We start from the raw sequence: 26,352 nt of genomic DNA on the forward strand, positions 1-26,352 counted from the left end.
TAATGGGACGGCCGTTATACTATTTCAATGCCATGCGGATTACAGAGTTACAGTTACAGCTCCCGCTGAAGCAGCCGGTGTGATGATGATACCTTGACTGCCCTGCTCACTGCTTCCTCCGTCAATGCCTGACACCTCGCTGATTCCACGCAGCACAAGATTCCAAGACTTGCCAGCTCCTTCAGACAAGATCGACAGCTTCCCACCTTCATGCTTGACGGATACGGTCAGCTCAACTTCTCCGGCTGTATTGCTCACGACACTCTTCGCGGCAGCGCCGTCTTCCAGCTCGAACAAGTGAAGCTGTACGCCATCGGCATAATCGTAATCCGGACGGCTGTCTTCACGTCCAAATGCGATCAGGCTGTTCGGCTTCACCAGCACCGGCAAGGTCATGAAGGTGTGGTTTTCCTTGTGCCAGCGGCCACCTTCCACTACATCGCCTGTAAGCAGATTCGTCCAGCGTCCTTCCGGCACATAATACTGCACGCTGCCTTCTTCGTTGAAGATCGGAGCGACCAGCAGCGATTCACCAAACATGTACTGGCGGTCAAGCGCATGTGTTGTCGGATCGTCCGGGAACTCCAGCAGCATCGCCCGCATCATCGGCAATCCGCGCACAGAGGATTCGACGGCCGAGTTGTACAGATATGGCATCAGGGAGCATTTCAGCTTCGTAAATACGCGCACCACATCCACCGCTTCCTCGTCAAACAGCCATGGCACACGATAGGATGAGCTGCCATGCAGTCTGCTGTGGGAGGACAGTAAGCCAAATTGCACCCACCGTTTGTAGACATCCGGTGTTGCCGTATTTTCAAAACCGCTGATATCATGGCTCCAGAAGCCAAATCCGCTCAAGCCGAGCGACAGTCCTCCACGCAAAGACTCTGCCATCGATTCATAAGTGGAGGAGCAATCGCCGCCCCAGTGAATCGGGAATTGCTGGCCGCCAGCCGTAGCGGAACGGGCAAACAGGGCTGCTTCATTTTTGCCGAGTCTCTGCTCCAACAATTCAAAAACAGCTTTATTGTATAAATGAGTATAATAGTTATGCATTTTATAAGGATCGGAGCCGTCATAATAAACAACGTCGGTCGGGATACGCTCGCCAAAATCGGTTTTGAAGCAATCCACGCCCTGATCGATTAGTGTCGCCAGCTTGCTTTGGTACCATGCCACCGCATCCGGATTGGTGAAGTCAACAAGGGCCATGCCAGCCTGCCACATATCCCACTGCCATACGCTGCCGTCGGCGGTTTTCACCAGATATCCGTTTTCCATGCCTTCATCGAACAGGATCGATTTCTCTGCGATATACGGGTTGATCCAGGCACAGATTTTAAGGCCTTTTTCTTTCAGACGGCGCAGCATGCCCTCCGGATCAGGGAACATATCCTTATCCCATTCAAAATCGCACCATTGGTATTCCTTCATCCAGAAGCAGTCGAAATGGAAGACAGACAGCGGAAGATCACGCTCAGCCATGCCATCCACAAAATGGTTAACCGTCGCTTCATCATAATCGGTTGTAAAAGAGGTCGTCAGCCACAGGCCAAACGTCCATGCCGGAGGAAGCGCAGGCTTGCCGGTTAGCTTGGTGTAGTTATCCAGCACCTCTTTCGGATCTTTGCCACCGATAATGAAGTATTCCAGAGTTTCGCCTTCCACGCTGAACTGTACCTTGGATACGTTCTCGGATGCGATTTCATAAGAGACGCGCTCCGGATGGTTGACGAACACGCCGTAACCTTTGCTTGACAGGTAAAAAGGAACATTTTTATACGCCTGCTCACTGCTTGTCCCGCCGTCTTCATTCCAGATATCCACAACCTGCCCGTTTTTGACAAACGGTGTAAAACGTTCACCCAGGCCATAAACATACTCTCCGACACCGAGCTCAAGCTGTTCCCTGAAATAAGGCTTCTCCTGAGGATCCTTGATATATCCCGGACCACGGTAGTTGCTGCCGGTCAATCGGGTACCATCATAATGAAAACCAACATCCCAGCCCTTGCCCCGTCCGACTCGGACACTGAGCTTGCCGCTCTGCAGCACAACCGCTTCCTCCTGCTCGGAAATTTGCACTTCTGTCGGCTGTGTCCCAATTTCAAATTCAGGGCCTTTTTTAACCCGGCCTTTGTGATGATTGAGCGTAACGCGGATGACATTCGGCATCGGCGAGCTGTACGTCGCTTTAAGGAGCGTGCCGTTCAGCGTGTCCCCTTTTCTCTCGATTCTTTTGGTGGCGGCAAATACCGTCATGGAAGAACCATCTGTCACAATATCCCGAACATCCGCCGGATTCTGAACTTCATAACCTTTGCGGATCATCCAATAGCCGTCTGTAAATTTCATTGCCTGTTTCCTCCTTGACCTCTTCTGCATAGGTAAAAACTGCTGTTATATTGGAATTTAACGAATTCTTAATTATAATAATATTGATTTAAGAAAGGGTTTTCTTTTGATATTTTGATGAATAGTAACACAATATTGATGGATTTGAGATTAGATGTGGCTTTTCAGCCTCAGTTAGGAGTATGTATGATGAGACGCGAAACGCTCCGCGAAAACCGGATACATGGCGACCCGTCATTCCCCGTAAGCGTATATCCCGATGTCGAGCAGTTGAACGGCAATTGTATACTGGACTGCCATTGGCATGACGAAATGGAGTTTATCCTCGTGCGCAAGGGCAGCGCCCTCTTTCAGACAGATATGGAGCATACGGAGGTCAGGGCGGGTGAAGCGCTGTTTGTGAACAGCGGCGTGCTGCATGCCGGCTATTTGCATCATGATGACCACTGTGTTTTCTCTGCCGTTGTCTTTGACCCGAAAATGCTGCTCAGCCATGGCCCCGATGTAATCCAGCAGCGCTTTATCGAACCCGTTCTTCACAAAACATTGCTGCCGCCGGTCCATATGAAAGGAACGGAAACCTGGGACCGGGAAATACTGGATTCATTGAATAAAATTTTGCGGGATCACAAGACGCGGCATCCGGCGAAGGAAATTTCCACCAAAGCACAATTGTATGCCATCTTCGCCAGCATGTATCCGCAGATGACACCGGCTGCAGGAGAACCGCTGGAAGCGAACACCGGTCTTTCCAAGGTGGAACGTATCAAAGTTGCGCTCGGTTACATCCATGAGCATTATCAGGAGCCTGTCCGGCTGAAAGCCATTGCCGACAAGGTGGGTATGAGCGAGGGCCATTTTTGCCGGTTCTTCAAGCAGATGGTGCAGAAAAGTCCGATTGAATATATTAACCATTACCGTATTCAGAAGGCCAGTCTGCTGCTGGAGCAGAGCGACCGTAAAGTGGTGGATATCGCGCTGGAGGTGGGCTTCGATAACCTAAGCTATTTTATTGCCACGTTCAAAAAATGGAATGGCATGACTCCTTCCTGCTACCGCAAGGAGCATGGCTCGCAGCAGATTGCGTTCATGCCGCTTCCGCTTTGACCGATCGCAGGCGTAAAGCACAATAAAGCGGCCTCCGACCGGAAGCCGCTTGCTGCTTATTCTCCCAAACAAATGTCTTTGCTATACTTTCTCTGTCTCATCAGCTGTAAACAGCGAAACCATGTGAATGCCGTCCCCCCCGATAGCTACGAGCCCCTTGTCGGACAGCCGGATTTCCGGAATGACAACGAGCGCCAGCAGCGACAGCGTCATAAATGCGTTATTGAGCGTGCAGCCCGCATGCTGCAGGGCTGTGCTGATGCCTTCGGATTGCTTCGCAACCTCGGCAAACGGAGCGGGAGACATCAGACCTGCGATCGGAAGCGGCATTAAAGCCTCCCCTGAAGCCGACACCACTGCGGACCCGCCCTTCATAGAAATGACCTGATTGGCGGCACGGGCCATCATTTCGTCATCGTTGCCGATCACGAGCAGGTTATGGCTGTCATGCGCCACGGTCATGGCTATGGCAGCAGGCTCCGTAAATCCGATGCCGGTAACCAGAGCGACAGCGCTGTTGCCTGTTTCTTTATGGCGCTCAAAGACGGCGATTTTGCACAAATCCTTGCCGGGATCTGTAACAGCCTCCCCCTCTTCTACCGGAACCATCATTTTAACTTCTTTCGTGTCCACATGGTTTTCCGTTACCTTAATGACCCGTGCCTCCGCCTCGCCTGCACGAACCGGTGCTGGCAGCGCGAAATCGCGGGCAAGAATCGTCCGGTCAATATGCACTGTATTCAAGGCCTCAGCGGGATACGTAAAGCTGTCCCAGCCTGCAATCATTTGGCCGTTCTCGGCCACAAGACGCCCGGCGGCAATGGTTGCTGACACTCTCACATCCGCAAGCCTGCCATCAAGCAGAATGATGTCCGCAATGGAGCCGGGAGTAACTGATCCGATATCCCGCGCCACCCCGAACCGTTCCGCCGTATTCAACGTCGCCATCTGGAAAGCGGTGACCGGCTTCACCCCTTGGGCGATGGCATGCCGCACGACAAAATTCATATGTCCTTCCTTGAGCAGCGACTCCGAGCTGCGGTCATCCGTCACCAGCATCATGCGGCGGGTATCCAACCCCATCTCCGTGCAGGCTTTGATCGTTTCAGCCACATCATGCCAGGCAGAGCCCTGCCGCATTTTGGCGTACATGCCCAGCCGAATCCGCTCCGCGACATCCTCGGGGGTCACGCACTCATGGTCTCCCGTAATACCGCTGGCCGCATACACAGGCAGCCTCCAGTCGTCGGACGCCCACGTAAAATGTCCATCCGCGACCTTGCCTGCACGCAGCGTTGCCTGTATTTCGCCAAGCATCGTTTCCTCGCCATACACAACACCGGGAAAATTCATTACTTCCCCGAGGCCAATCATATCCGGCCCCCAGCTTAGCGCCTCAGCCACCTCCCCGGGGCCGAAGGAAGCGCCGGTTGTCTCCAGTTCCGCATTCGTGGAGGGCACACAGGAAGCGACCTGCATATAAGCGGCCATCGGAGTTGTCCGCGCTTCATCAAGCATGAGGCGAAGGCCTTTCAGGCCGAGCACGTTGGAAATTTCATGGGCATCGAAAAATCCTCCGGTAGTGCCCAGCGGAAGCACCGCCTTCGCGAATTCGGTCACGGTCAGTTGGGTACTCTCGATATGACAATGTCCATCCAGCAGACCAGGCGCGATATAACGTCCTTCTGCTTCAATAATAACCGTGTCCGGGCCGATCGTATGGCTGACATCCTTGCCGACATAGGCGATCCGGGAACCTTGTATGGCCACGGACATGCCCGGAATGATCTCCCCCGAAACGACATTAACGAGCCTGCCGCCGCGAATGACAAGCGAAGCCGGACGGTCCCCTCTTGCAGTGGCCACAAGCTCAGGAACACAATCCGCAAGCGCAGGACGTTTAAATAGACTCATATGGACTTCCTCCATTTTCTCAAAATTGCTAATCCGGTGAAAAATATATGACTCGTATTATAATCCCGCAGGTAAGGATTTGTAAAATCAGATGACATATTGCTGTTGCAATAACTAAAATTGGTGCAGCCCTTTGTGCATCTACACGATAGTCTTCCCAGTGATGGAATAAATTGTGACAACGATCGTCTGAGACGCTCCGAGAACATTCCTACAATCGCTGTTGCCCCCAAATTTCTGAACATATTTTTTAGAGGCGCTACACCAAGTATGTAAGAGAAAACGAGTATCGGCGGAAGGTCAGACCATCGTTAACCGATACTCGCTCTTTTAAATCCAAAATGGTCTTTTCGAGATATCCCATGAAGGGTTATTTATTAGTTAGCACGCTATAAATGAACGTGTCAGGGGATTGCTCTGTCACAAATGGTGTTGTTTCGCCAAGAGAATAGATATGAAGCAAGTGCATCGCCCGGGTGCATGCCGTGTAGAACAGCTTGCGCTCGCTTTCCCGTGCGTACTGCCCGCTTGAACCGTCATAAATCAGGACGGCGTCGAACTCAACGCCTTTTGCCAGGTAAGCGGGGATGATGTGAATCCCTTTTTCAAAGGCAGGCGTCGTTTTTTTGATCAGCCGCGGCTTGACAGACAGCAGCTTCTTCAGCGCTTCATGAACTGCAGAGCTTTCGCCGGCCGTTTTACAAATGACGGCTATGGATTCATAACCCTCTCCCAGCAAAGCTTCGACATCCCTTGCTATCCTTTGATGCAGCTCTTCGCGCGTGCCAATCTCGTTCACCTCCGGCATGCCTCCACTGCGGTTGAACGGAATGATGTGCTCTCCGCCGGCAACCATCCCACGTGTAAACTCCACAATTTCCTTCGTGGAACGGTAGCTCCTGGTCAGGGAAATCAGTTCCGTCTGATCGGGGCCGTACAATTCCGCCAGAGGGCCTGCGTTCTGAAGCACCGAAGCATGGGCGTAGATGGCCTGGTTGAAATCGCCGAGAGCCGTCATTTTCGCTCTTGGGAAGAGGCGCTTCAGGAAAGACAGCTGGAACGGCGAATAGTCCTGTGCCTCATCGATAAATACATGATGAATTCCGCTGTTGGAGCGAAATCCGAGCGTGATCTCGCGCAGGTACAAATACGGTGTCGCATCCTCATAGGCCAGCCCACCTTCGCTGATCCGCTCCAGTGTCAGCCTGCCCAGATCCGCCCAGCTTGAAGGAAGCTCCGTACCGCCGGACAGATACTCTGCAAGCTCCCTGTTGCGGAACAGTTCACTGTATAATCGCGTGATGTCAACAAAGCGCAGCGCTTTAATCCATTTGCGCAAGGGCTTGAGGCGGTCGCTGACCACCATTTTGGCCAGAATGCTCCGCTCACGGTCATAATCGTCGAATGTCTCGCCGAGTCCCTTGTTCTTGCGGCGCAGCCGGTTGTAGGCGCGCTGGTAGTCTTCACTGGACAGCATCTCGATCTGCTGGTCGACCCATGGGGCCGAAATCTCCGCTTTCCCGAATGCTGCCAGTTCCTTCAGCAGCCATTCGCGCAGCAGCTCCAGACGGTTGGCCAATTGGATGGAAGGATCAAAACCATAAAATTTCCGGACCATCTCAGCGGCGGATACGACCTCGCGGCCTTGAAAACGGACCGGCTTGAACATCATGCCTTCCCGCTCCAATCGCTGCTTGTAGCCCTCAATCATGCTCTGAAAGATTTGGGACGACTTGAAGCGGATGCCTTCCATCCGCGCCTCATATTCCGGCTGGCCGGACGCGGACAGCACGTATTCAAGCTGCTCGAACGGATCCTCAAGCTGAAACTCCCTGCCAAGACGGCGCTCCAGGTATTCCTGGAACGTGGTCTGGTTCATGTTCTCTTCGCCAAGCTCGGGCAGAACGGTGGACACATAGCTGTTAAACATCGGGTTTGGCGAGAAGAGCACGACCTGATCCGCACTCAGGCGGTCGCGGTACTTATAGAGCAGATACGCTACACGCTGGAGAGCCGCAGACGTTTTACCGCTTCCGGCTGCCCCCTGTACAATAAGCATCCGGCTGCGGTCATCACGGATGATCCGGTTTTGCTCCTTTTGGATGGTGGCCACAATGCTTTTCATCTGGGCATCGGAGCTGCGGCTCAGAACAGCCTGCAGCAGTTCATCCCCGATCGTTACCCCTGTATCGAACATGAAACGGATGCGCCCGTCGCGGATCACAAACTGCCGTTTCAGGGTGAGCTCTCCTTCTATGGCACCTGACGGGGTCTCATAGGAAGCAGGTCCTGGCGTGCTGTCATAATACAAATTGGATATCGGAGCGCGCCAGTCATAGACAAGAAAGTCCACCTCATCATCATCCATCAGGGATGCAATGCCAAGATAAATTTTCTCCTCTGTGCCTTCTGCCTCCGCAAAATCAATTCTTCCGAAGTAGGGTGACTGCAGCAGACGGTTTAACCGGTTCAGCATAGCCGCCGACTGCTTGTGCCGCTGTTCACGGTCCGATAACACCTGGGACTGCTGACGAAGGCTTGTGGACGTTTCGCCCACATCATCGGATTCGCTGAAGTTCATCGTCACTTCATCCCAGAAATCCTTTCTCATGGAGACGACATCCTCCCGGACACGGCCGACCTCGGCCTCCAGTTTGCGGATGCGGCCGCGGATATCGGAAGTAACTTCGTCTACCCTTTGTTGCTCCTTTGTCCATTCCTGATCCATTTTGGCATCTCTCCTCTTTCTCATCCACACCCGGACTACACTTTAGTATAAACTCCCGGCAGCAACTCAAGTCCTGAAGGGAGGGGATTTTAGTTTTTTGTCATCCATATTGTGTAAATCAGTTTAAAAAGGACGCCGCCGGCGTCCTTTGCTTTTTATTACGATGTATATCCCGGCGGTTATGATCTGCGCAGCCACGCCTTCAGTCCCTCGGACTGATCCTTGCCCTCATCCCCACGGTGAATATGATCGGCAAGCCTGCTCAAACGGCTGAGCTGATGGCCGTAGTCATACATGGCCGCCGCCACGATGGCCAGCCTCAGCACCCCCTCTTGGGTCCGGTCATAGCGGTCAATGGCGGATTCCATAAAAATGCGGTTTTCTTCTTCAAAAATATGCGATTCATCGTCGTTCGGTTTCAGCTTATCCTCAAATTTCAAAAGCGCGTGCTCATGGAAGCGGATAAGCTGCTCCAGATGATTGTCGAAGAACTGGTCCGTCCCATCAGGTCGCTCAGCCTGGAAATAGTGCCGCTCCACCGCGTCCAGCACCTCAAACCCTTTTTCAAGGCTGAGCAGCATTTGCTTGTAAACGACCATCTCGCGGGTCTGGCTGTACCGGGCTCTCCTGAGCTTCTTCTGTTCTTCCTCGAACAGGTTGTACTTGTCAGACAGGCCTTTTATAGCACCTTCCAGATTGTTTTTTTCTTCACGAAACACCGTTTCTTTGATTTCATCTGATATGGCCGTCCGCAGCAGCAGCGACATTTTTGCGAACACGCTTTGAATATGGCTGACAAACTGCTTCTTCGGTTTGGGCGGGAAGACCAATATATTAATGAGAAAAGCCGAAACGATGCCGATCAGGGTGAGCGCAAAGCGCGAAACCGCAAACTGCCAGTCACCGGCTGTCTCAATGACGGAAACGACGGTGACCAGCGTCAGACCGATGGTATCGGCCATTTTAAGCTGAAGACAAATGATAATGACCAGGCTGCAGACAAGTCCGACGGCAATAGGCTGATTGCCAAGCACCATTCCCCCCACCAGAGCCACGATCGCACCCAATGTGCTGGTCTGCAGCTGATCCAGAAAATAGCGCCAGGAACGGTAAATGGAAGGCTGCATGGCGAAAATGGCTGCGATAGCGGCGCCCACGGGCGATTGGGTATTGAGTAATGAGCTTAAAAAGAGGGCCAGTGTCACGGCAATGCCCGTCTTTAACACCCGTGCTCCAAATGCCAAAAAAATCCCTCCTGCGGTAAAACTGCTTCTCCAAAATAATTCATACCGAAATAATATAAACAACTTAAGAGAAACTGTCCATTGATTATTATTACCCATATTAATTCAATTGGTGCTCTGACGGAAGGCCCCTCTTTCTTCTTCCGCAAATTGCTTAACCCTGCTAGAATAGAAAGATCGCTTTAACAACAGGGTGGGGAGCATTCATGCAATCATTTCAACAGTGGCCGCGGAATATCAGGCTTTTTTTCATCGCTAACATTTTGTACCAGATCGGCACAGGTATGTTCTCTGTGCTGTATAACCTATATATCGAAAGCCTCGGCTATAACGAATCGATGATCGGCAGCGTCGTCAGCCTCCAGTCCTTGGCAACCGCTCTTATGTTCATCCCGGTCGGCCTGCTCGGCGACAGGCTCAGCCGCAAGCGGATGCTGATGGCCGGAGCATGGGTCAGCGGGGCCGTCTTTGCCGGCCGCTCGCTGCTGGAAGCAGAGCCAGGCATGCTGCTGTTCGCCGTGCTTAGCGGCATTTTTGCTGCCTTTTTTCAGGTGCTGGCCATTCCCTTTTTAACTGAAAATGTAAAACCGTCCGACCGGCTGCGCATGTTCAGTTACTATTCGTCGCTTGTGCTTGCCGCACAGGTTATCGGCAGCCTTGGCGGCGGCGTCATTGCAGATCTGCTGCAATCCTGGGGCTTTGGCCGGACGGCCAGCCTGCAGGCCGTGCTGATGGCCGGTGGCATTTCCACGCTTGCCTCCTTCCTGCCTCTGATCCGCATAGCTGAAACCCCGGAGGCTGCGGCCCCTGTGGACAGCAAAGCGGCTGCGGCTGACAGCGGCACGGACGCAGCACTGCCAGAACGTGAGCGTGTGCTTATCGCGCAGTTTGTGATTACACAGCTTCTGATCGGCTTTGGCTCGGGTCTGGTGATTCCTTACCTTAATCTATACTTTACGAACCGTTTCGACGTTTCATGGAGCGGTATGAGCCTGCTGATTGCCCTGGGGCAGATCATGACGATTGTCTCCATGCTGATCGGCCCGTTCCTTGCCGCAAGGCTCGGTTCCGTCAAGGCGGTCGTCTGCTTTCAGCTGCTGTCGCTTCCGTTTCTGCTGGTCACAGGTTTTACCAATGTGCTGTGGGGCGCATCCGTCAGCTTTCTGTTCCGGCAGGCGCTCATGAATGCGGCAAATCCCATTCAATCGGCCGTTATGATGGACAAAATATCAGCGAGACGGCGCGGCACAGCCAACTCCCTGATGCAAACCGCCTTCATGCTCGGGTGGGCCACCATGGGACCGGTGCAGTCGTACCTCGTAACGACCTACGGGAACTATTGGGGATATGCCATCACCTTCAGCATCACGGGCCTGCTGTATGTCGTTTCATCTCTTCTATACTACATCATGTTCCGGGAACGCCGGACCATCGCGGCCAAATCTAGCGTACATGGATAAACATGCCGTCTGCACGCCTTTGTGACGCTGCCTTTACATTAAGCTGAATTTCAGCATACAAAGCCCTGTCATAATGAAGAAAACGTCTTCGACGTACTTGCAAAGAAGACAGACCGCTTTTAGGTCTTTCATCGGTTAGTTATGATGAGGGAGGAAATTGTATGCTTCGGGTGGCGCTTTTTACGGATACCTTTGCGCCGGATGTTAACGGTGCGGCACTGACTTTGGCGAGATGGACGGAATACTTGCGCGAGCACAGAGTGCCTTGTATCGTGTTCGCGCCGGAGGGCGACAGGACTCGGCCTGCGGGCCCGGACGTAGAGCGTTTTCGCAGCATCCCCTTTTTTCTGTACAAGGAATGTCAGCTGGCGATCCCCAACGCCAAACAGATCAACAACCGGCTTAGCTCCTTCTCCCCCACACTCATTCATGTCGCTACACCCTTCAACCTCGGATTGTTCGGTGCCTCGTACGCGGCAAAGCATCATATCCCTCTTGTCGCATCCTATCATACCCATTTCGATAAGTACCTCGACTACTACAGGCTGCGCTGGCTGGAACCCGCGCTCTGGAAGTATATGCTGTGGTTTCACAGAAACTGTGAGCGAGTCTATGTGCCTTCGCAATCCACTTTTTCCGAATTGAAAAACAAGGGCTTCCGCAATCTGGAAATATGGAGCAGAGGCATTGATGTAAATCTTTTCTCCCCTGCAGGACAAAGGGAGCAGTTATGGTCAAAGTGGAACATCAGACCCCGTAAATACATCATTTTATATGTAGGCCGGGTTGCGCCTGAAAAAGGCATCGATGTCCTCATGGAATCGTTCAGGCGTCTCCCGGGGCGGCTGCGCTCCGAGGCAGTTCTCGTTGTTGCCGGGGACGGTCCGCTTAGCCGAAGCCTGGATGCCGCCGCGCATGGGCTGCCTGCGGATTCGGTGCAACAGCTCGGCTTTGTCACCGGTAAGGATCTGGCCGAGTGGTATGGGGCAGCCGACCTGTTCCTGTTTCCGTCGGCCACCGAGACGTTTGGCAACGTTGTGCTGGAAGCGATGGCAAGCGGAACCGCGGTGATCGGAGCCGGAGAAGGAGGCGTCAAGGACCTGATTAGCCACGGGGACAATGGCTGGCTGTGTCCTGCCAATGATGCCGCTGCTTTCGCGGAGGCGGCAGCCCTGCTGTTGGATAACGGCGTTTTGCGCCGCCGGCTTGCTGACGCCGGACGGGAAAGCAGCAGAGCCCATTCCTGGGACAGTATTTTCAGACGTTTGCTTGCGAGCTACCGGAGGGCAGCTTCTCCGCAAATCAAACCTGCGGCGCGTATGTAGCAACATGCTCCGCAGCTTTTATTGCTGCCCGATAATATGCTGCACCCGCCCAACCTGCCCGTCCGTCAAGCGCACCTTAATGCCGTGCGGATGGGCGGGTGAATTGGTCAGGATGTCCTTGACCGTTCCCCGCGTCAGCTTACCTGTACGCTGGTCCTGCTTTAAAACAATATCAACGAGCAGCCCTGGCCGGATATCCGCTCTCTTTTGTCCATTCATGCTGTACACCTCATTTCCTGTTGTCAATCAATCTTCCGAGCTCTTCAACGTGTATGCTTGATCACTTTCCCTTGGCAGGCTTCCGGTTCAAGGATGCGGCCAAGGTCAGCATATAAGCCGCCGCAAGAACGGCAAAAATCATCCCGCAAAAATGCAGCATATGCTCCTGCCCGGAAGGAGCAGACCAAATCTCGGCCAATTGCTTGTACAGTGAGACCGGGTCTTTGACGATATCCCAGGAGTTGCCGCGGATAAAACGTCCGATATAAATGGCGAAGCTGCTGAGCAGCAGCACCATGACGGCGAACAGCACACCCGCCATCCGCCCGAATGACCTGCGCACCAATTGCCTCACGGAGTCCAACAGCATACTCCCCATCATCAAACCTGTCAAGCTTACAAGCAGCATGGCAAACGTATGGTTCCAAAAGTCAGTATCCACCCAGAAGCGTTCACCAGGATGAAATGGATATCTTGCAAACACATGCAGCATGTCCGTAATCAAATAAGGCGTATTCGGATAAAAAACCAGCCACACAATGCCCGCACCCGTCAGCAGCAGACTCCTGATCCCGCGGCGCTTCATGGCATAACAAACATCCAATATGATGGTAAGCACAGCGGGTATCCATGCCAGCAGCATATTCCACCAAATAAAGGTGTAGGGGGCTCTGCCCGACGGCAGCTTTACATTCAAAATCCACAGGGTGCTGACAAGGGACACCAGAGCGAGCAGTCCAAACATCATTAACTTGCGAGGATAGTTCAGTGATTTCAATCCTGTATGCATGCAGCCTCCTTTTCATCGATAAACCCGATCAGCGTCTGATAGAAAAGCTCCTTCTCCATGAAGTGGACATCGTGGCGCCCTGTACCCGAAAGTGTACAACAAATTGATTTATTCCACAATGTTCCAAAGAATAAGAAAAACTTAAACAAAAAGTCCTCCTTCCCCATAAACTGCTTGTGTGAATACAAAGGAGGAGTGATCAGGTTGGCAACTTTCGCAGCAGCGCTGAAAATGAAAAATAAACATGCAAAAAAATGGCTTGCCGCCAAAGGGGTTTTTGGAGTAGGAGTCGGATACAAAGACCCGAAGAATCGCAAAAAAGGGGCAGCCGTCATCATTTACACGGAATCATTATCTGCAGCCAGATCCGCTCTTTCTACTGTAGCGGTCCATTCAACTGGAACAAGTGCGCCGGTCCGCATCGTGCGTTCACAGCCTTTCAGGACGAATGCCAGCTACAAGCGGCGGATTCGTCCCGTACGTGCCGGCTACAGCATCGGAACGACAGAGTATTCCGGTACCTTGGGTCTCATCGTTGCCAAGCCGAAGCAGTCGGGTGTGACCTATATGCTCAGCAATAATCATGTCCTGAACCCGGACAATAAAGGTGGACTGATCCCCACGCTTCAGCCTGGCGGAGCAGATGGCGGAACCCTTTCTTCCGACCGGGTAGGAACGCTGTACCGCTACGTGAAGCTGCGCAAATCCGGGCAAAATTTAATGGATGCCGCCATATCCGCCCCGCGCTTCAGTAATCTTGTTACTCCCCGCTACGCCACTGTCGGGGACGTACCGGGATATGTTACGTCTTACAAGGTTGGAGAAAAGATGAAAAAAGTCGGCCGCACGACAGGGCGGGTGTCCGGAAGGGTAGAATCGATCCATACGGATGTACAAGTGGAATACGGTGAAAATTTAGGTACACTAAGCTTCCACAACCAAAGCGTCATACGTGGTGCAAAGCCTGTCTCACTACCGGGAGACTCTGGCTCCGTATGGCTGCGGAGCAGCGACAATTACGCGACGGCCGTCAATTTTGCAGGCTCGCAGGATGGACGCATTTCCCTTGCTTTTCCTGTGGAAAGAGCGATGCGGGCCTTCGGTCTGCAGGTGGCACAGCCATCAGGCAAAGCCGCAGCAATAAAGCGCCGCGCCGCTTCTTCATGCTCCTGCACCCGTCCGCTTACAGCCAAAGAGCTGACCCACTGCAAGCCAAAAACCGCAAAGCGAAGAGTGCAGGGATGACTTCAGTGTGCTGAACAAGGCATTCAACTTTTCTGAGGAGAACAACATGGCCGCAAGCCATGTTGTCTCCTATTCCTCGTTTTTATCCGCCTCGGCAAGCATCAGCTCCAGTCCCAGGCCCTGCAAGCCGTTGAGATAGTCCTTTCTCCAGTTGCTGACCGCCATCTCTGGCAGGTGCTCAGCCGGAATATATGCCGTGCAGCCTGTCGCAATTTGCGCCAGCATAACCGACGTGACTTCATCATGGCAAAAAATAACCCTGTGCGGATTCAGAATCGCGGCCAGCGAAGCAATCAATCTGCTCACCGGATCGAAATCTGCCCCTGCGCTTAACGCTTTCTCCTTCACAAAATGCATGGCCTGCAGGAAGTTGCGGTTATCGTATTGCGGAACGAACGAAATTTCCCCTGAAAAAGAGGTGCTGCCCCGCACCAGCTGGCCATTGACCATCACACCGGCACCGGGACCGTTCGAACCAAAGTACAGATATACGAGCGAGGAGGCGTCCTTATGCCTGCAGTGCAAATGATAGCCGAGCACCGCGGCGTTCATATCATTTTCCACAACCACCGGTATAGAAAAACGCTGTTCGCAAATGCCCTTTAAATTCAAATCCTGAAATTGCTCATTACCTGGTATGTAAATGATGCGTCCTTTGCTGACGGCTGCGGGAACGCCGATCGAAAGCGCGCTGATCTTCGGATATTTTGCAATTAGGGGTTCGACATGCTCGGCCAAGCTCTCGATATCTTTGGTCAGCACACCCGCAATCTCCTTCCGCTCCTTCACTTCTCCTCGGCAGTTGAAGACAACATATCCTGTTGCATTACGTTCTGAAAATACGGCCAAGCCAAGCCTGTAATCCGCATTGTATTCGTATCTGGCCGCCCTTCTTCCACCCCCGGAATGATCCAGTCCACGCGAAAGCACCTCCCCGCTCTTCTCCATCTGATTCATGAACTTGCTTACTGTCGGAAAGCTGATGCCCAGTTTGCGGCTGAGCTCAATCTTCGTTGCACTTCCATGCTTCAACAATTCGGTACGGATGCCGCGCAGAATGATTTTTCTCAAAGACTTTGGACTTGATGTTAATTCGTTCACTTCATCCACCCCAATGCAAACTTATTAAATGAATTTAATAAGTTTTAATTAGCATATCATACCAATTTATTAGCATAAAGACAATTCAATTGATCACCGTCTACTACTTTCGAGCCATTGCAGACAAAAAAATCCGGTGCCTCAGCATCGGATAAACATGCTCATTCCCCCTCCATGCGATTCACGCTCTCGATCAGCAATATCAAACCATCTTGGAGGAGGAATGCTTTCTGTAGCAATATTAAAACCAGATACTCAAGCTCACGGTTGAGCAGCCGTTTGTTTAACATAATCTGTAATAGAACGGACCGTAACCTGCCCCGGCGCCTGCGGCTGGAAATAAGAGCTGTCTCCGCCACCGGTCAAAAAGCCTATCGTCTTGGGGACTCCTGGTACAAGATCAAAGTCATTATCTGTAAAAATGCCTTCATGCTCTGCGGACAGCCACACATGTCTGGCTAACACATCCGATGTCAATGTAATTGTCCACCGCCCGCCTTCTCCGCTTTCCCGGCATTCGATACGCGGGACAGGCAGCGCCATATCCTTGATACCCGCAAAATAATGCTCGCGCACAGCCTTCGTTTCACCCTGCTCATCCTCCAGGCTGACCACCAGTATATGCTCTGTCGGTTTTTTGCCCGCAAGCAGCTCCTCGACACCAAGAGTTAAAACCGTTTCGCTTCCATTTGGATCAACCTGTACGTCCTGTTCGACTTGCTTGACCGTACCTCCGAGAATATGCAGTACACTCACATTCAGCTTACCTTCTACGGTCTGAAGGGTGTCATTCACCACATGAAATGATACAATCCCCTTGATGTGCCCGGCCACCGACAGCAGCACATCACTCATGCTGCGCTTGACCCTATACTGCAGCGCTTTCCAGCGTCCGAAATAATCTATCCCGGCCCACGATGCAACCGGCCAGCAATCATTCATTTGCCAATACAGGGAGCCCATACAGTAAGGCTTGCTGCGTCGATGCGCTTCGATCGCCATCTCCATCGCATCTGCCTGCAGGATCTGGCTCATATGCAAAAAGGCTTTAAAATCCTTCGGCTCCTGCAAATACATATCCATATACTGCTTGATCAGCCGGTTGCCCGCCCCGTTCTTCTGATGAGCCAGCATCGTTTCCGACTCCAGCTCCAGTTCATGCTCCTCGGCATAGGAGCGAACGGACCGATATTCCGGAAAGGACTGAAAGCCGTACTCGCTCATAAAACGTCCGACATATACGTTATAATTTTCAAATGGCTCCACCGCATGCCATACACCCCAATAGTGGATATCCCCTTCTGCGGATGAAGAATGCGCATGCTGCCCTGCATCACCGGTCAGGGCGATCAGAGGAGATGAAGGCCAGTATTCGCTTCCGGGCGCTATCCGCTCGACCACTTCAGGCAGAACACGGTGAAAAATAGCTTCATAATCCGCCCAAATCCGTTCACGCTGCTCAGGAGTATAATCCTTCTTCCAGCCCCAGCCTCCCTGCTCATTATACTGCGCCCATGCCGTGTCAATCTCATTGTTGCCGCACCAGAGGGCAATGCTGGGGTGATTCCGCAGCCGCCGCACATTGTCCTCCGCCTCATGACGTACGCTGTTCAGAAATGCTTCATCCCCCGGATACATGCTGCAGGCGAACATAAAGTCCTGCCATACCAGAATCCCGTATTCGTCGCACAGCTCGTAAAACACATCCGCCTCATAAATACCGCCTCCCCATACGCGCAGCATGTTCATGCCGGATTCGACCGCGCTGGCCACCTCGTGCCGATACCGCTCAGCCGTAACCTCCGTAATAAAGCTGTCGCCCGGAATGTGATTGGCTCCCTTGGCGAATACCGGAACACCGTTGAGCTCAAAATAAAAGCTTGCACCTTTGTCATCCTTCTCACGCACAAGCCGAATTGAACGCAGCCCGGTCCGTACGGAGCGCTCTGCAATCACCTGCCCTTCAAGAAGCAACTCAGCACGAAAATCATACAGATGCTGCTCCCCGAGTCCCCGGCTCCACCACAGCTTCGGATCAGCTATCGTCAGCGGTATTTCAACCGTCTGGAGGCCCTTTTTCAATTCCGCCTGGCTGGTCCATTCCTGCCCGTCTACCATCAGCCGCAGCTGGGCAAAACCGGCTTCCGCCGCCTCGATCCCCACCATAGCCGTAAGCTTGGCTTCCTTGGCCTGAACTTCATCCTGACGGATGAACAGATCCTGGATGCGGCAGACCGACCAGCCCTCCAGTCTGATCTCACGCCAGATGCCGCTCGTAACAAAACGCGGCCCCCAATCCCAGCCATAATGATATGGAGCCTTGCGGGCAAATACGCTCAGCTTGCGGTCCCCCAGCCCCCCAAGCTCGGATTGATCGTTGGACGCAGGCAGCCCGTATCCGAGCTCTTTCAGCTTCGGCAGATCCTCCTGAATGGGTGAGCGAAAGCGGATATGGATCACATTATCACCAGCATGAACAAACGGCTTGATATCATGCCTCCAGGTACGGAACATATTGTCTCCCGAAAACACCAATACACCGTTAACGCTTACATCCGCATAAGTATCCAGACCGTCACACACTAGCTCCAATTGCTGCAAAGCTATCGCCGCCGACGGGATCACAAAATTGGCCTCATACTCCCAATCCTGCTTGTCGATCCATTGCAGTTCCCGTTCATTCGTTCCATAGAACGGATCGGGAATCTTGCCGCAGCGCAGCAAATCAGTATGTACGCAGCCCGGAACCTGTGCTGGCAGCCATTCCTGATCAGCGCTTGCCTTGAACCTCCATCCGTCCAACTGTTGTATCCACTTCTCCATCATCGGCCCTCCGTTCATCGTCTCCTAACCTAAAAGTTAGGTTTATTACATAACAAAAATAACATCAGACTTCATGAAGGTCAACCAATTACCAAAAAACACAATTATCGAATAATGCAAAAAACCGCCCGGTTTCCCGAACGGCTGTCCAAATCCTATTTTGCCACCTTTTCTCTGCCTGCAGCAGGGAGATATTGCCCCCTCATCACGAGCTCTGCATCCATGGATATCTTTTCGCAAGGGGAGGAAGGATTCATGATTCTCCAGAACAGCTGGTCTACCGAGCGTCTGCCCAGAAGCTCCTTGTCCATCCTGACGGTGGCCGCAATCGGGTGCTTCTCATGCGTATAATCAAAACCCGTGACACCGCAATCTGCAGGAACACGGACTCCGCAGCCATCAAGGGCGTCAATTACCAGCTGGGCGGTGATATCATTGACACATACAAACAGCTCCGGCAAGCCCCGGGCCGCGATGTCCGTGAGACAAGCAGACAAATCGGCGGTTGTCGCCGCGAACAGCCTTTCGTCCTGCTGCACTTCGATTCCGTTTCTTTCAAGCGTTGAGCGGTATGCGAACCAGCGCTCATGAAAGCTGAAGGCGTCATGAATGTTACCCACAAACTGCATGTGTCTGTATCCTTTGGCGATTAAGGAGTGAAGCATCTCCTCCATGCACGCCCAATTATCTATAAAAAGAGTGTCCGTACGAACAGCCGGATCTCTGTGATCGACCATGACAAACGGTATGCCAAGACGCCGGATATTCAGCAGAATTCCTGTTGATATCGAACCCACCGTAATAATGCCGCGGATGGCTTCAGGGTTAAGCAGCGAAAATATGTCGTCCGAGGAGGGCTCTGTCAATGTAAGCACATCCAACCCTTTTGCATTCAGCTGATCCGCTATGCCTTCAAAAACAGGCCCCCAATACTTGGATTCCCTGTTCTGGCTGCGTATATTAGGAAACAGCACCGCAACCGTTCCCTTCCAAGTGGTCTGCTTCGCAGGCTGCCCAGGTACAAATCCTCGCTGCTCCTGCCTGAAATAACCGAGCTTTCCGGCCAATTCCACAATTGCTGCTCTCGTGTCTTCACTTACGCCCGGTTTACCCGCCAGCGCACGGGAGACGGCGAACTTGGATACGCCTGCTGCATCTGCGATCTCCTGTAAGGTTACTTTCCCACGCATATCCATCACCCGTTGATTTATTTGTTCTATCGTAGCACAAATATTTAACAATAACAAAACCTAACAAATATCATAACATTGTTGAATATTTCTCTTGACTGTTAGCTCTTGTTTTTTTAGAATTCATTTATGAAAACACTTTCATTGGTATGTCATCTTTCTTAGATAAGGGGGATTCTTAATGATCAAAGTGAAGGCAATGCGCCGCTTCTCCGCCGTGCTGCTCTCCTCGCTGCTGCTGGCTGTTGCAGGCTGTGGCAGTCCGGAAGCCGCTTCGAACGCAGAGGACGATCCAAACGATACCAGTCCGCTGACATTGACCTATTTTAGCGGCGAGGGCAGCGCGAACTGGAACAACATGCAGGACGACATCGGCAAGGAAATTACGAAGAAAACAGGTGTTACTGTAGATGCGGAATTTGCCGTGAACGGCAGCGGCAAGGACAAATTCGCCCTGATGGTCGCAAGCGGCGATTATCCCGACATGGTCTATCCCAAGGACAATATAGGCAAGCTGGTAGATGCAGGGGCGCTCATTGATTTAACCGATTTGATCGAGCAATATGGGCCTAATATTAAAAAGGTGTACGGCGAATATTTTAACCGGATTAAATACAGCCTGGACGATCCCGCCATTTATACGATTCCGACCAATTTGGGTGTGGATCACATCGCCTTTGAAACTGTTGGCGGCTTTGAACTCCAGCACCAGGCCCTGGAGAAGTTGGGTTACCCGGAGATACGCACCGTCAAAGATTTTGAGGATGCGCTGCGTACTTATAAAGAAAAATACCCGACGACCAACGGGCAGCCTACCATTCCCCTCTCCCTCGACGCTGACGATTGGAAAATTATGATTACAGTGACTAACCCTGCTGTTCAAGCTACGGGCGCTCCTAATGATGGGGAATATTATATCGATCCTGAAAGCCACGAGGCGATTCTGCATTACCGCCGCCCGGAGGAGCGAGAATACTTCCGCTGGCTGAACCGTATGTACAATGAAGGCTTGCTGGATCCGGAAACCTTTGTGCAGAAGAGTGACCAGTATAAAGCCAAGATCGCCAGCGGCCGTGTCATCGGGCTGATTGATCAGAAGTGGAATTATCAGGATGCGGAGAACGCTTTGAAGGCGGCAGGCAAAGACGAGCATACCTACGCGCATTTCCCGGTAACGATGAGTGAGGAATACGATGACCCTTCCTTCCAATCGATCGGCTTTGACACTGCATATGGCATCGGCATTACAGTGGATAACAAAAATCCGGTCCGCACGATCAAGTTTCTGGATTATCTGGCCTCCGAAGAGGGACAAATTCTGCGCAACTGGGGCATAGAAGGCAAGCATTACAATATGGAAAATGGAAAAAGAGTTGTTCCGCCTGATGTGCAGGAACGCAAAAATAACGATAACCTCAACTTTCAAAAGGAAGTCGGAGTCGGGCTGTACTGGAGTTGGGGACCTCATTATGGGGATGGCATCAAGGATTCGACCGGCAACTATTTCACTACCCTTTATCCCGAAATGATCACAGCCAACTACAGTGAGGCAGAGAAAAAATCGCTGAAAGCGTATAATATTACGATGTGGAAGGACCTCTTCAAGTCTGAGGAAGACTTCCCGGTGAAGGAGTGGGGCGCAGCCTACAATATGCCTGTGCCGACAGACACCGATTACAATGTTATCTACCAGAAGTCGCAGGATATCGTGCGCAAACGGATACCCGAAGCCATTCTTGCTCCCAAAGACCAGTTTGACACGATCTATGATACGATGCTGAAGGAATTCGACGAAGCAGGCGTCCCGGAAGCGGAGAAAACGTACACCCAGCTGATCAAGAATCGCCTGGAGCTTTGGAGCGGAGAAAGCAAATAACACAAAGAAGAGAGGATGCCATGAGGTATCCTCTCAATTAGCTCAATCAGCACCAGATCACACCGGTCTAATTGCTTCAGGCTTTCCTCCATAAGTAAAGCTGGAGGCACATGGTTTCTCCCCCAGGCTTCCATATCTCTGACTGTACAATAAGTCCGCGCCCCCGCCGCCTCAAGAAAAGCGCTTATTCGTTCAATATCAGCCTGGTTGGACATGTCCTCATTATATTTTATTCCTATGTATATATTGAAAAATGGCGATCTCTCCTTTGGAGGCTGGAGCATGTTTTGCAGTTCAACACCGCAGTATTTACGTTCAGGCACTAGCCGGAAATAATCACTGAGTCAGAGCGAGGCCATTTGGGCCATACTCAAAGCGGTTAAGCCAAGGAATCAGGAGCGCAATTCCGATAGCCAGAAGGAAACCTCTGCCAACGCCGTTTTCTTCCGAGATCACAAAATAAATAATACCCGCATTGAAGCCTCTCATGGCTAAAGCCGCGAGATTCCTGGGTAGTCTGTTCTACTGAACAGAATTAGCACGTGATATGCCGCCAGGCTATCCCCGCAGTCCCTGCGGTTCCTTAACTATTCAGTTAGAAGTCTTTTGCCTTCGGCAAGGATATTTTTGCTTGCATTGTTGTCACGGTCATGGTGGCTGTGGCATGCTGGACATTCCCACTCCCGCAGACGAAGGTCTTTGACTTCTTTATTTTGGTAGCCGCAACACGAACAGATTTGAGACGAGGCGAAGGTTTTACCTACAGCCACAAACCTGCGTCCGTACCATTTAGCCTTATACTCAAGCATCTTTCTAAATCGATACCAGGATACTTCACCAATGGCTTTGGCTAACTTGTGATTCTTCATCAGGTTAGCTACCTGCAAATCTTCCACCGCAATCAGGTCGTGGTTTTTGACGATATGCGTTGAAATCTTTTGCAGGTAGTCTGTTCGGGCGTTGGCAATGCGTTCATGGATACGAGCCACCTTCACCCGTTGTTTGTTCCAGTTGGAGGAACCTCCCACCCGTCTGGAAAGAATACGTTGTTCCCGAATAAGCTTGTGCTCCATCTTCCGCAGAAATTTCGGATTCTCAAACACTTCACCACTGGATAGAACTGCGAAATCTTTAATCCCCACGTCAATCCCGACTTCCCGGTTTGTTTTGCGTAGGGGCTCGATGTCGGTTTCCACCAACAGTGAAACAAAATATTTGCCCGAAGGATTGCGCCTAATCGTTGCATTTATGATGCGGCCTTCCACTTCCCTGGACTTCGCAAATTTTACGAGCCCCAATTTGGGGAGCTTCACCTTATTGCCTATGATCGAAATATTCTCATTGGTGTAGTTGGTTTGATAGGACTGCACCGGATTCTTTTTACTTTTAAACCTTGGCGCATCATTTTGTTTACCGAAAAATTTTGCAAAGGAATCGGCCAGATGTTGTAAAGCATTCTGCAAAGAAAATTTATCCGGTTCTTTAAGCCATACGAGTTCTTGCTTCAATTTTGTCAATTGAGCAGAGCATTGGGTATACGACAGTCCTTTGCCTGTACTATGATAGGTTTCATTCCATAATCCCAGAAAATGATTAAATACAAATCGGGAACAACCCAGCGTCTTGTTGATGAGAACGATCTGATCCTGGTTGGGGTAGATACGAAACCTGTAGGCTTTATGGACAAGCATATTCTCACTTCACCTTCTGACTTTGAATATACTTCCGAATTTGTTCTTCGGTATGCTGACTGACGGTAGCCACAAAGTAAGAGGGACTCCACAAGTGGTCTCCTCCCAGCTTGTTTTTGAGCTGCGGAAATTCTTTAAACAAAAGTCTTGCGGAAATCCCTTTTAACACTTTGACCATATTGGGTATGGAATGTTGTGGCGTGCATTCGGCCAGTACATGGATATGGTCCTGATCTGTCTCCATTTCAGAGATGGAAAAGTTATAGTCGGACGCGACTTGCAGGAGAATTTCCTTAAGTCCGGTGTCCACTTCATCCGAGAGCACTTGGTGTCGATACTTCACACACCATACAATATGGTATTCGAGAGCGTAAACATATCCTCTGCCACGCCTGATTTCTGCCATTGTTCATCACCAGAATCATTTTACCATACGTCATAGAAAAACACAGCAATAATATGGATGAAATGTAGTATATATTTGAAGTAATGTACACCATATGTCGGTTCATTGGCATGTCAAGTGACATACCTGAACCGAAGTTTTCTTACTCATGACTAAAGTCGCGAGTTTGCGAAAACTCGTTATCAAATCCGCCCATAAAATCCAGTGCATTTTCTCCTGCCTGCCGCGAAACAGAATCGTACCTGCACGCTTCCGCACTTGCAGTCTGCGTACAATCAACGCCAGATTCAGCACAACTATTACCGTCAGCATAATCGGCATACCACACTATCACCCCTTACTCAACAAATATGCATTCTCAATCTCAATCCTCTTCATCCAGAAATAATTCTTCGAGCATCGGCTCTCTATTAGTCAGAAACTGCCGGGTTACATAGTAATGCTCCGTCTCCTCGTACGCAATCTCCCGGATCGTGGAACCGTCAAAACTCAAAATTTGCGCCCCCGGGTAACCGAGCAGGATCGGTGAATGGGTAGCAATGATGAACTGGCTATGTCCCGACAAATCCCGGATAATGCGCAGCAAGCTCAGCTGGCGTGTGGGCGATAAAGCGGCCTCAGGCTCATCAAGCAGATAAATCCCTTTTTCGTTAAAACGATGCAAAAACAAATTCAGAAACGATTCCCCGTGCGACTGCTGATGCAGCGAACGGCCCCCATATCGGCTGAAACCGCCGCCGTCCACCTCATCGATATGGGAAGCAAAATGATAGAAAGATTCTGCCCGCAGAAAAAATCCATTTGTAATTTTCGGCATCCAACCCAGCCGTATATAAGAGGCGAGCGCAGACCCGGAAGCATGCACCTGATAATTGTTATGCCTGCCTCCGCCTGCAGTATGAAACCCGCTTTGATATGCCAACGCCTCAAGCAGCGTGGATTTGCCCGAACCGTTTTCCCCTACAAAAAAAGTTACTTTATGTGTGAAATGAAGCTTACCCAGTGAACGAATCGCCGGCAGATGAAAAGGATAGTCCACCGTGGAAGGAATTTTGTCCCTAAGCAGCTCTACACTTTTGAGATACAAACCTGCCACCTGCTTTCCTGATAATCAGTAATTTGAATTTTGGGCCGGAAGCCTTTCAAACGACTTAAAACGTGTCCCCTGATACACCAGTCTCCCGCGGTCCCCCTCCACAATCAAGCCGTACTGCTCACCCTTGACTTCAAGTTCCTTGCGTTCGCCGTTTTGGAATTCAAACGTAACATAATAAGCGGTTTTGGAGCTCATATCTCCGCTGCCTCCCCACACCTCGGTGCGCTTCGTGACTGCGGTGCACTCCTCTGACAGCTCCTGTGCGGCATTATTGGAGGACCATCTTTTGGCCCCCTTTACGAGGGTAATAATAAACATAAGAAAAACAAAACCGATAAAAATAAACACGACAAAGGGAAGATAATCAAATAAATTCCAAAACAAAGAATCGCTCCATGAAGTCATGGTTTGCCCCCTCTATAAATTTTAGATCAAAGGGGATTACCTTTCTTCCCTCAGCAGCTCTGTGATTAATTTCTTCTGATCTTCCGGCAATCCCTCCGGCCAGTCGCCCGGCCTGCACAGCAGCATATCCGATATTTCACTGTTGGACTTGAAGCCTTTTTCACCAAGCTCGCTGCCGTCGAGTTCCCCTCTGAATATAAGGTCCACTCTGTCAGGCTTCTGCCCGTATATGGCTTTAACCAGCCTTAACCGCTTCACACTCAGTCCTGTTTCTTCCCGGATTTCCCTTGCCATGGCCTCCTCCGGCTTCTCTTCTTCCATCCAGCCCCCTGGAATGCCCCACGGCTGCTCACGGTACGTATGCTTAAGTAGCATGACTCTACCGGTGCTGTCCGTTATGACACCCAGCACAGACATCAAAAATTTTGCCTGGGTCCGGTGTACAGCGTAGTCTTTAAGTCTCTTGAACGGTACTGCTTTATACATCCAGACAAGCCAGTCTCTGGGTAGTGCCCGAATCAGCCTCGATAGCATTCACGCAGCTCCTTTTCACGACAATTCCTTCTTCACTCTGTACCAATAGGTGTAGGCCTCGCGGTAACCGAGCTTGCTGTACAGCCTCATGGCAGCAGCATTATTTTTCAATACCTGCAAATAGCTGTACCCCGCTCCCTGGCGTTTTCCCCACTGTAGCAGCTTTAAGACCAGTTGACGGGCATACCCCTGACCGCGCTGTTCGGGATGAGTGACAAGATCGTAGATCCCGAGCCATTCCCGCTCCAGCACCCCTGTTACACAGGCCACCGGCGCAGAGTCTTTATACAGGATGATAAAAACCTTGCTTAACAGCGGCAGGGACAGCATTTTACGCTTGATCACCATCTGCTCTGGCGGCAAATTCGTGAACCGCGCGAACACGTCCATCCACTCATCATCAACTTCTGCTGAAATTTTCACATCATCCAGTTGGGGCTCCATGATATGACTCAGCTTCAACGTCTGTACGCTGGACAAGTCCGCTGCTTCATAGCCCCTCTGCTCCAACAGCTCATCCAGCTTACCCGGATGAATAAAAGGTGTCATTTTAAACACGGGATCAAGGCTGACATTTGTATAAAAGTTTTCACACTGCAAAAGTTTCTTCTCAACACCTATGTCTTCGCCGCTATAGATAGGATTCACCGAGTTTGCCCTTTTGGTATACCCTGCGGCATAACGCACAATCCAGCCGTCGATAGACATTTGATAGAACGCCGGCAGCGCGTTCAGGGAAAGCTCTTCAATATATTTATGCACACTTATTCCCCTCTTTCATTTCACAAGTAGCATAAATATACGATCTATTGATTTTATATTCAATTCTAAATCTGATTT

The 26,352-nt window shown here is 51.2% G+C and carries 21 protein-coding genes; 5 read left to right on the forward strand and 16 right to left on the reverse strand.

Annotation, left to right across the window (positions count from 1 at the left end):
- Window positions 1-39 precede the first annotated feature (39 nt).
- Window positions 40-2,358 carry an alpha-xylosidase gene (gene yicI, locus ACE5LO_RS05260; protein WP_375518974.1) on the reverse strand — a complete coding sequence of 773 codons (2,319 nt, stop codon included), beginning with the start codon at window positions 2,356-2,358 and terminating at the stop codon, window positions 40-42.
- A 189-nt stretch (window positions 2,359-2,547) separates the two neighbouring features.
- On the opposite strand from yicI, the gene ACE5LO_RS05265 reads away from it, so the two are divergent.
- Window positions 2,548-3,465, forward strand: coding sequence for a helix-turn-helix transcriptional regulator (locus ACE5LO_RS05265; RefSeq protein WP_375519043.1), 918 nt, complete (start codon window positions 2,548-2,550; stop codon window positions 3,463-3,465).
- 81 nt (window positions 3,466-3,546) lie between these two features.
- Here the strand turns inward: ACE5LO_RS05265 and ACE5LO_RS05270 are convergent, their stop codons facing one another.
- The 3 genes from ACE5LO_RS05270 to ACE5LO_RS05280 form a co-directional block, all read right to left on the reverse strand.
- Entirely contained in the window at window positions 3,547-5,379 is a 1,833-nt protein-coding gene (locus tag ACE5LO_RS05270) for an adenine deaminase (RefSeq protein ID WP_375518975.1), read from the reverse strand.
- A gap of 370 nt (window positions 5,380-5,749) precedes the next feature.
- Window positions 5,750-8,107, reverse strand: coding sequence for an RNA polymerase recycling motor HelD (helD, locus tag ACE5LO_RS05275; protein WP_375518976.1), 2,358 nt, complete (start codon window positions 8,105-8,107; stop codon window positions 5,750-5,752).
- A 179-nt stretch (window positions 8,108-8,286) separates the two neighbouring features.
- A complete protein-coding gene (locus ACE5LO_RS05280) occupies window positions 8,287-9,351 on the reverse strand; it encodes an FUSC family protein (RefSeq protein WP_375518977.1) in 1,065 nt (354 codons plus the stop codon).
- 206 nt (window positions 9,352-9,557) lie between these two features.
- Between ACE5LO_RS05280 and ACE5LO_RS05285 the strand changes: the two genes are divergently transcribed.
- Window positions 9,558-10,811 (forward strand): MFS transporter, encoded by a 1,254-nt coding sequence (locus tag ACE5LO_RS05285; RefSeq protein WP_375518978.1) that lies wholly within the window; start codon window positions 9,558-9,560, stop codon window positions 10,809-10,811.
- A gap of 161 nt (window positions 10,812-10,972) precedes the next feature.
- Window positions 10,973-12,136, forward strand: coding sequence for a glycosyltransferase family 4 protein (locus tag ACE5LO_RS05290; protein ID WP_375518979.1), 1,164 nt, complete (start codon window positions 10,973-10,975; stop codon window positions 12,134-12,136).
- Window positions 12,137-12,154: 18 nt separating this feature from the next.
- On the opposite strand, the gene ACE5LO_RS05295 is transcribed toward ACE5LO_RS05290, so the two are convergent.
- Together ACE5LO_RS05295 and ACE5LO_RS05300 are read right to left on the reverse strand one after the other, a co-directional pair.
- On the reverse strand, window positions 12,155-12,355 hold the full coding sequence (locus ACE5LO_RS05295) for a YwbE family protein (protein ID WP_375354233.1): 201 nt from the start codon (window positions 12,353-12,355) through the stop codon (window positions 12,155-12,157).
- Window positions 12,356-12,416: 61 nt separating this feature from the next.
- Complete coding sequence (locus ACE5LO_RS05300; protein WP_375518980.1) at window positions 12,417-13,145, reverse strand: DUF1361 domain-containing protein; 729 nt, start codon at window positions 13,143-13,145, stop codon at window positions 12,417-12,419.
- Between the two features lie 204 nt (window positions 13,146-13,349).
- Between ACE5LO_RS05300 and ACE5LO_RS05305 the strand changes: the two genes are divergently transcribed.
- Window positions 13,350-14,390, forward strand: coding sequence for a chymotrypsin family serine protease (locus ACE5LO_RS05305; protein WP_375518981.1), 1,041 nt, complete (start codon window positions 13,350-13,352; stop codon window positions 14,388-14,390).
- 69 nt (window positions 14,391-14,459) lie between these two features.
- Here ACE5LO_RS05305 and ACE5LO_RS05310 read toward each other — a convergent pair whose 3' ends face one another.
- The 3 genes from ACE5LO_RS05310 to ACE5LO_RS05320 all read right to left on the reverse strand — a co-directional run bounded on the left by ACE5LO_RS05310 (window position 14,460) and on the right by ACE5LO_RS05320 (window position 19,504).
- Window positions 14,460-15,491, reverse strand: a complete 1,032-nt coding sequence (locus ACE5LO_RS05310) for an ROK family transcriptional regulator (RefSeq protein ID WP_375518982.1) — start codon at window positions 15,489-15,491, stop codon at window positions 14,460-14,462.
- 261 nt (window positions 15,492-15,752) lie between these two features.
- Entirely contained in the window at window positions 15,753-18,314 is a 2,562-nt protein-coding gene (locus ACE5LO_RS05315; RefSeq protein ID WP_375518983.1) for a beta-mannosidase, read from the reverse strand.
- 155 nt (window positions 18,315-18,469) lie between these two features.
- Entirely contained in the window at window positions 18,470-19,504 is a 1,035-nt protein-coding gene (locus ACE5LO_RS05320; RefSeq protein WP_375518984.1) for a LacI family DNA-binding transcriptional regulator, read from the reverse strand.
- A 181-nt stretch (window positions 19,505-19,685) separates the two neighbouring features.
- Here ACE5LO_RS05320 and ACE5LO_RS05325 point away from each other — a divergent pair, with 181 nt between their 5' ends.
- The gene (locus tag ACE5LO_RS05325) at window positions 19,686-21,380 is read left to right on the forward strand and encodes an ABC transporter substrate-binding protein (RefSeq protein WP_375518985.1); all 1,695 of its coding nucleotides are present in this window, start codon (window positions 19,686-19,688) and stop codon (window positions 21,378-21,380) included.
- A 587-nt stretch (window positions 21,381-21,967) separates the two neighbouring features.
- Here the strand turns inward: ACE5LO_RS05325 and tnpB are convergent.
- The 7 genes from tnpB to ACE5LO_RS05360 form a co-directional block, all read right to left on the reverse strand.
- A complete protein-coding gene (gene tnpB, locus ACE5LO_RS05330; RefSeq protein ID WP_375518986.1) occupies window positions 21,968-23,071 on the reverse strand; it encodes an IS200/IS605 family element RNA-guided endonuclease TnpB in 1,104 nt (367 codons plus the stop codon).
- Window positions 23,072-23,075: 4 nt separating this feature from the next.
- Entirely contained in the window at window positions 23,076-23,477 is a 402-nt protein-coding gene (gene tnpA, locus ACE5LO_RS05335) for an IS200/IS605 family transposase (RefSeq protein WP_375518987.1), read from the reverse strand.
- Window positions 23,478-23,579: 102 nt separating this feature from the next.
- Window positions 23,580-23,798 carry a hypothetical protein gene (locus tag ACE5LO_RS05340; protein ID WP_375518988.1) on the reverse strand — a complete coding sequence of 73 codons (219 nt, stop codon included), beginning with the start codon at window positions 23,796-23,798 and terminating at the stop codon, window positions 23,580-23,582.
- A gap of 43 nt (window positions 23,799-23,841) precedes the next feature.
- Window positions 23,842-24,564 (reverse strand): AAA family ATPase, encoded by a 723-nt coding sequence (locus tag ACE5LO_RS05345; protein ID WP_375518989.1) that lies wholly within the window; start codon window positions 24,562-24,564, stop codon window positions 23,842-23,844.
- Window positions 24,565-24,588: 24 nt separating this feature from the next.
- Window positions 24,589-24,978: a DUF2500 domain-containing protein gene (locus ACE5LO_RS05350; RefSeq protein WP_375518990.1), complete on the reverse strand. Its 390-nt coding sequence runs from the start codon at window positions 24,976-24,978 to the stop codon at window positions 24,589-24,591.
- A gap of 36 nt (window positions 24,979-25,014) precedes the next feature.
- Window positions 25,015-25,512 carry an NUDIX hydrolase gene (locus ACE5LO_RS05355; protein WP_375518991.1) on the reverse strand — a complete coding sequence of 166 codons (498 nt, stop codon included), beginning with the start codon at window positions 25,510-25,512 and terminating at the stop codon, window positions 25,015-25,017.
- 15 nt (window positions 25,513-25,527) lie between these two features.
- Entirely contained in the window at window positions 25,528-26,274 is a 747-nt protein-coding gene (locus ACE5LO_RS05360; RefSeq protein ID WP_375518992.1) for a GNAT family N-acetyltransferase, read from the reverse strand.
- Window positions 26,275-26,352: the final 78 nt, after the last annotated feature.

Origin of the sequence: Paenibacillus medicaginis (genome assembly GCF_042138635.1) — a bacterium.
Taxonomy (GTDB): domain Bacteria; phylum Bacillota; class Bacilli; order Paenibacillales; family Paenibacillaceae; genus Paenibacillus; species Paenibacillus medicaginis.

What these genes read in the sequence shown, in the direction of transcription:
- ACE5LO_RS05315 (WP_375518983.1), bottom strand. Translation starts at nt 18,314, where the DNA reads ATGGAGAAGTGGATACAACAGTTGGACGGATGGAGGTTCAAGGCAAGC.
- ACE5LO_RS05350 (WP_375518990.1), bottom strand. Translation starts at nt 24,978, where the DNA reads ATGACTTCATGGAGCGATTCTTTGTTTTGGAATTTATTTGATTATCTT.
- ACE5LO_RS05265 (WP_375519043.1), top strand. Translation starts at nt 2,548, where the DNA reads ATGAGACGCGAAACGCTCCGCGAAAACCGGATACATGGCGACCCGTCA.
- ACE5LO_RS05355 (WP_375518991.1), bottom strand. Translation starts at nt 25,512, where the DNA reads ATGCTATCGAGGCTGATTCGGGCACTACCCAGAGACTGGCTTGTCTGG.
- ACE5LO_RS05325 (WP_375518985.1), top strand. Translation starts at nt 19,686, where the DNA reads ATGATCAAAGTGAAGGCAATGCGCCGCTTCTCCGCCGTGCTGCTCTCC.
- helD (WP_375518976.1), bottom strand. Translation starts at nt 8,107, where the DNA reads ATGGATCAGGAATGGACAAAGGAGCAACAAAGGGTAGACGAAGTTACT.
- ACE5LO_RS05295 (WP_375354233.1), bottom strand. Translation starts at nt 12,355, where the DNA reads ATGAATGGACAAAAGAGAGCGGATATCCGGCCAGGGCTGCTCGTTGAT.
- yicI (WP_375518974.1), bottom strand. Translation starts at nt 2,358, where the DNA reads ATGAAATTTACAGACGGCTATTGGATGATCCGCAAAGGTTATGAAGTT.
- ACE5LO_RS05285 (WP_375518978.1), top strand. Translation starts at nt 9,558, where the DNA reads ATGCAATCATTTCAACAGTGGCCGCGGAATATCAGGCTTTTTTTCATC.
- ACE5LO_RS05340 (WP_375518988.1), bottom strand. Translation starts at nt 23,798, where the DNA reads ATGCCGATTATGCTGACGGTAATAGTTGTGCTGAATCTGGCGTTGATT.
- tnpA (WP_375518987.1), bottom strand. Translation starts at nt 23,477, where the DNA reads ATGGCAGAAATCAGGCGTGGCAGAGGATATGTTTACGCTCTCGAATAC.
- ACE5LO_RS05270 (WP_375518975.1), bottom strand. Translation starts at nt 5,379, where the DNA reads ATGAGTCTATTTAAACGTCCTGCGCTTGCGGATTGTGTTCCTGAGCTT.
- ACE5LO_RS05320 (WP_375518984.1), bottom strand. Translation starts at nt 19,504, where the DNA reads ATGCGTGGGAAAGTAACCTTACAGGAGATCGCAGATGCAGCAGGCGTA.
- tnpB (WP_375518986.1), bottom strand. Translation starts at nt 23,071, where the DNA reads ATGCTTGTCCATAAAGCCTACAGGTTTCGTATCTACCCCAACCAGGAT.
- ACE5LO_RS05290 (WP_375518979.1), top strand. Translation starts at nt 10,973, where the DNA reads ATGCTTCGGGTGGCGCTTTTTACGGATACCTTTGCGCCGGATGTTAAC.
- ACE5LO_RS05300 (WP_375518980.1), bottom strand. Translation starts at nt 13,145, where the DNA reads ATGCATACAGGATTGAAATCACTGAACTATCCTCGCAAGTTAATGATG.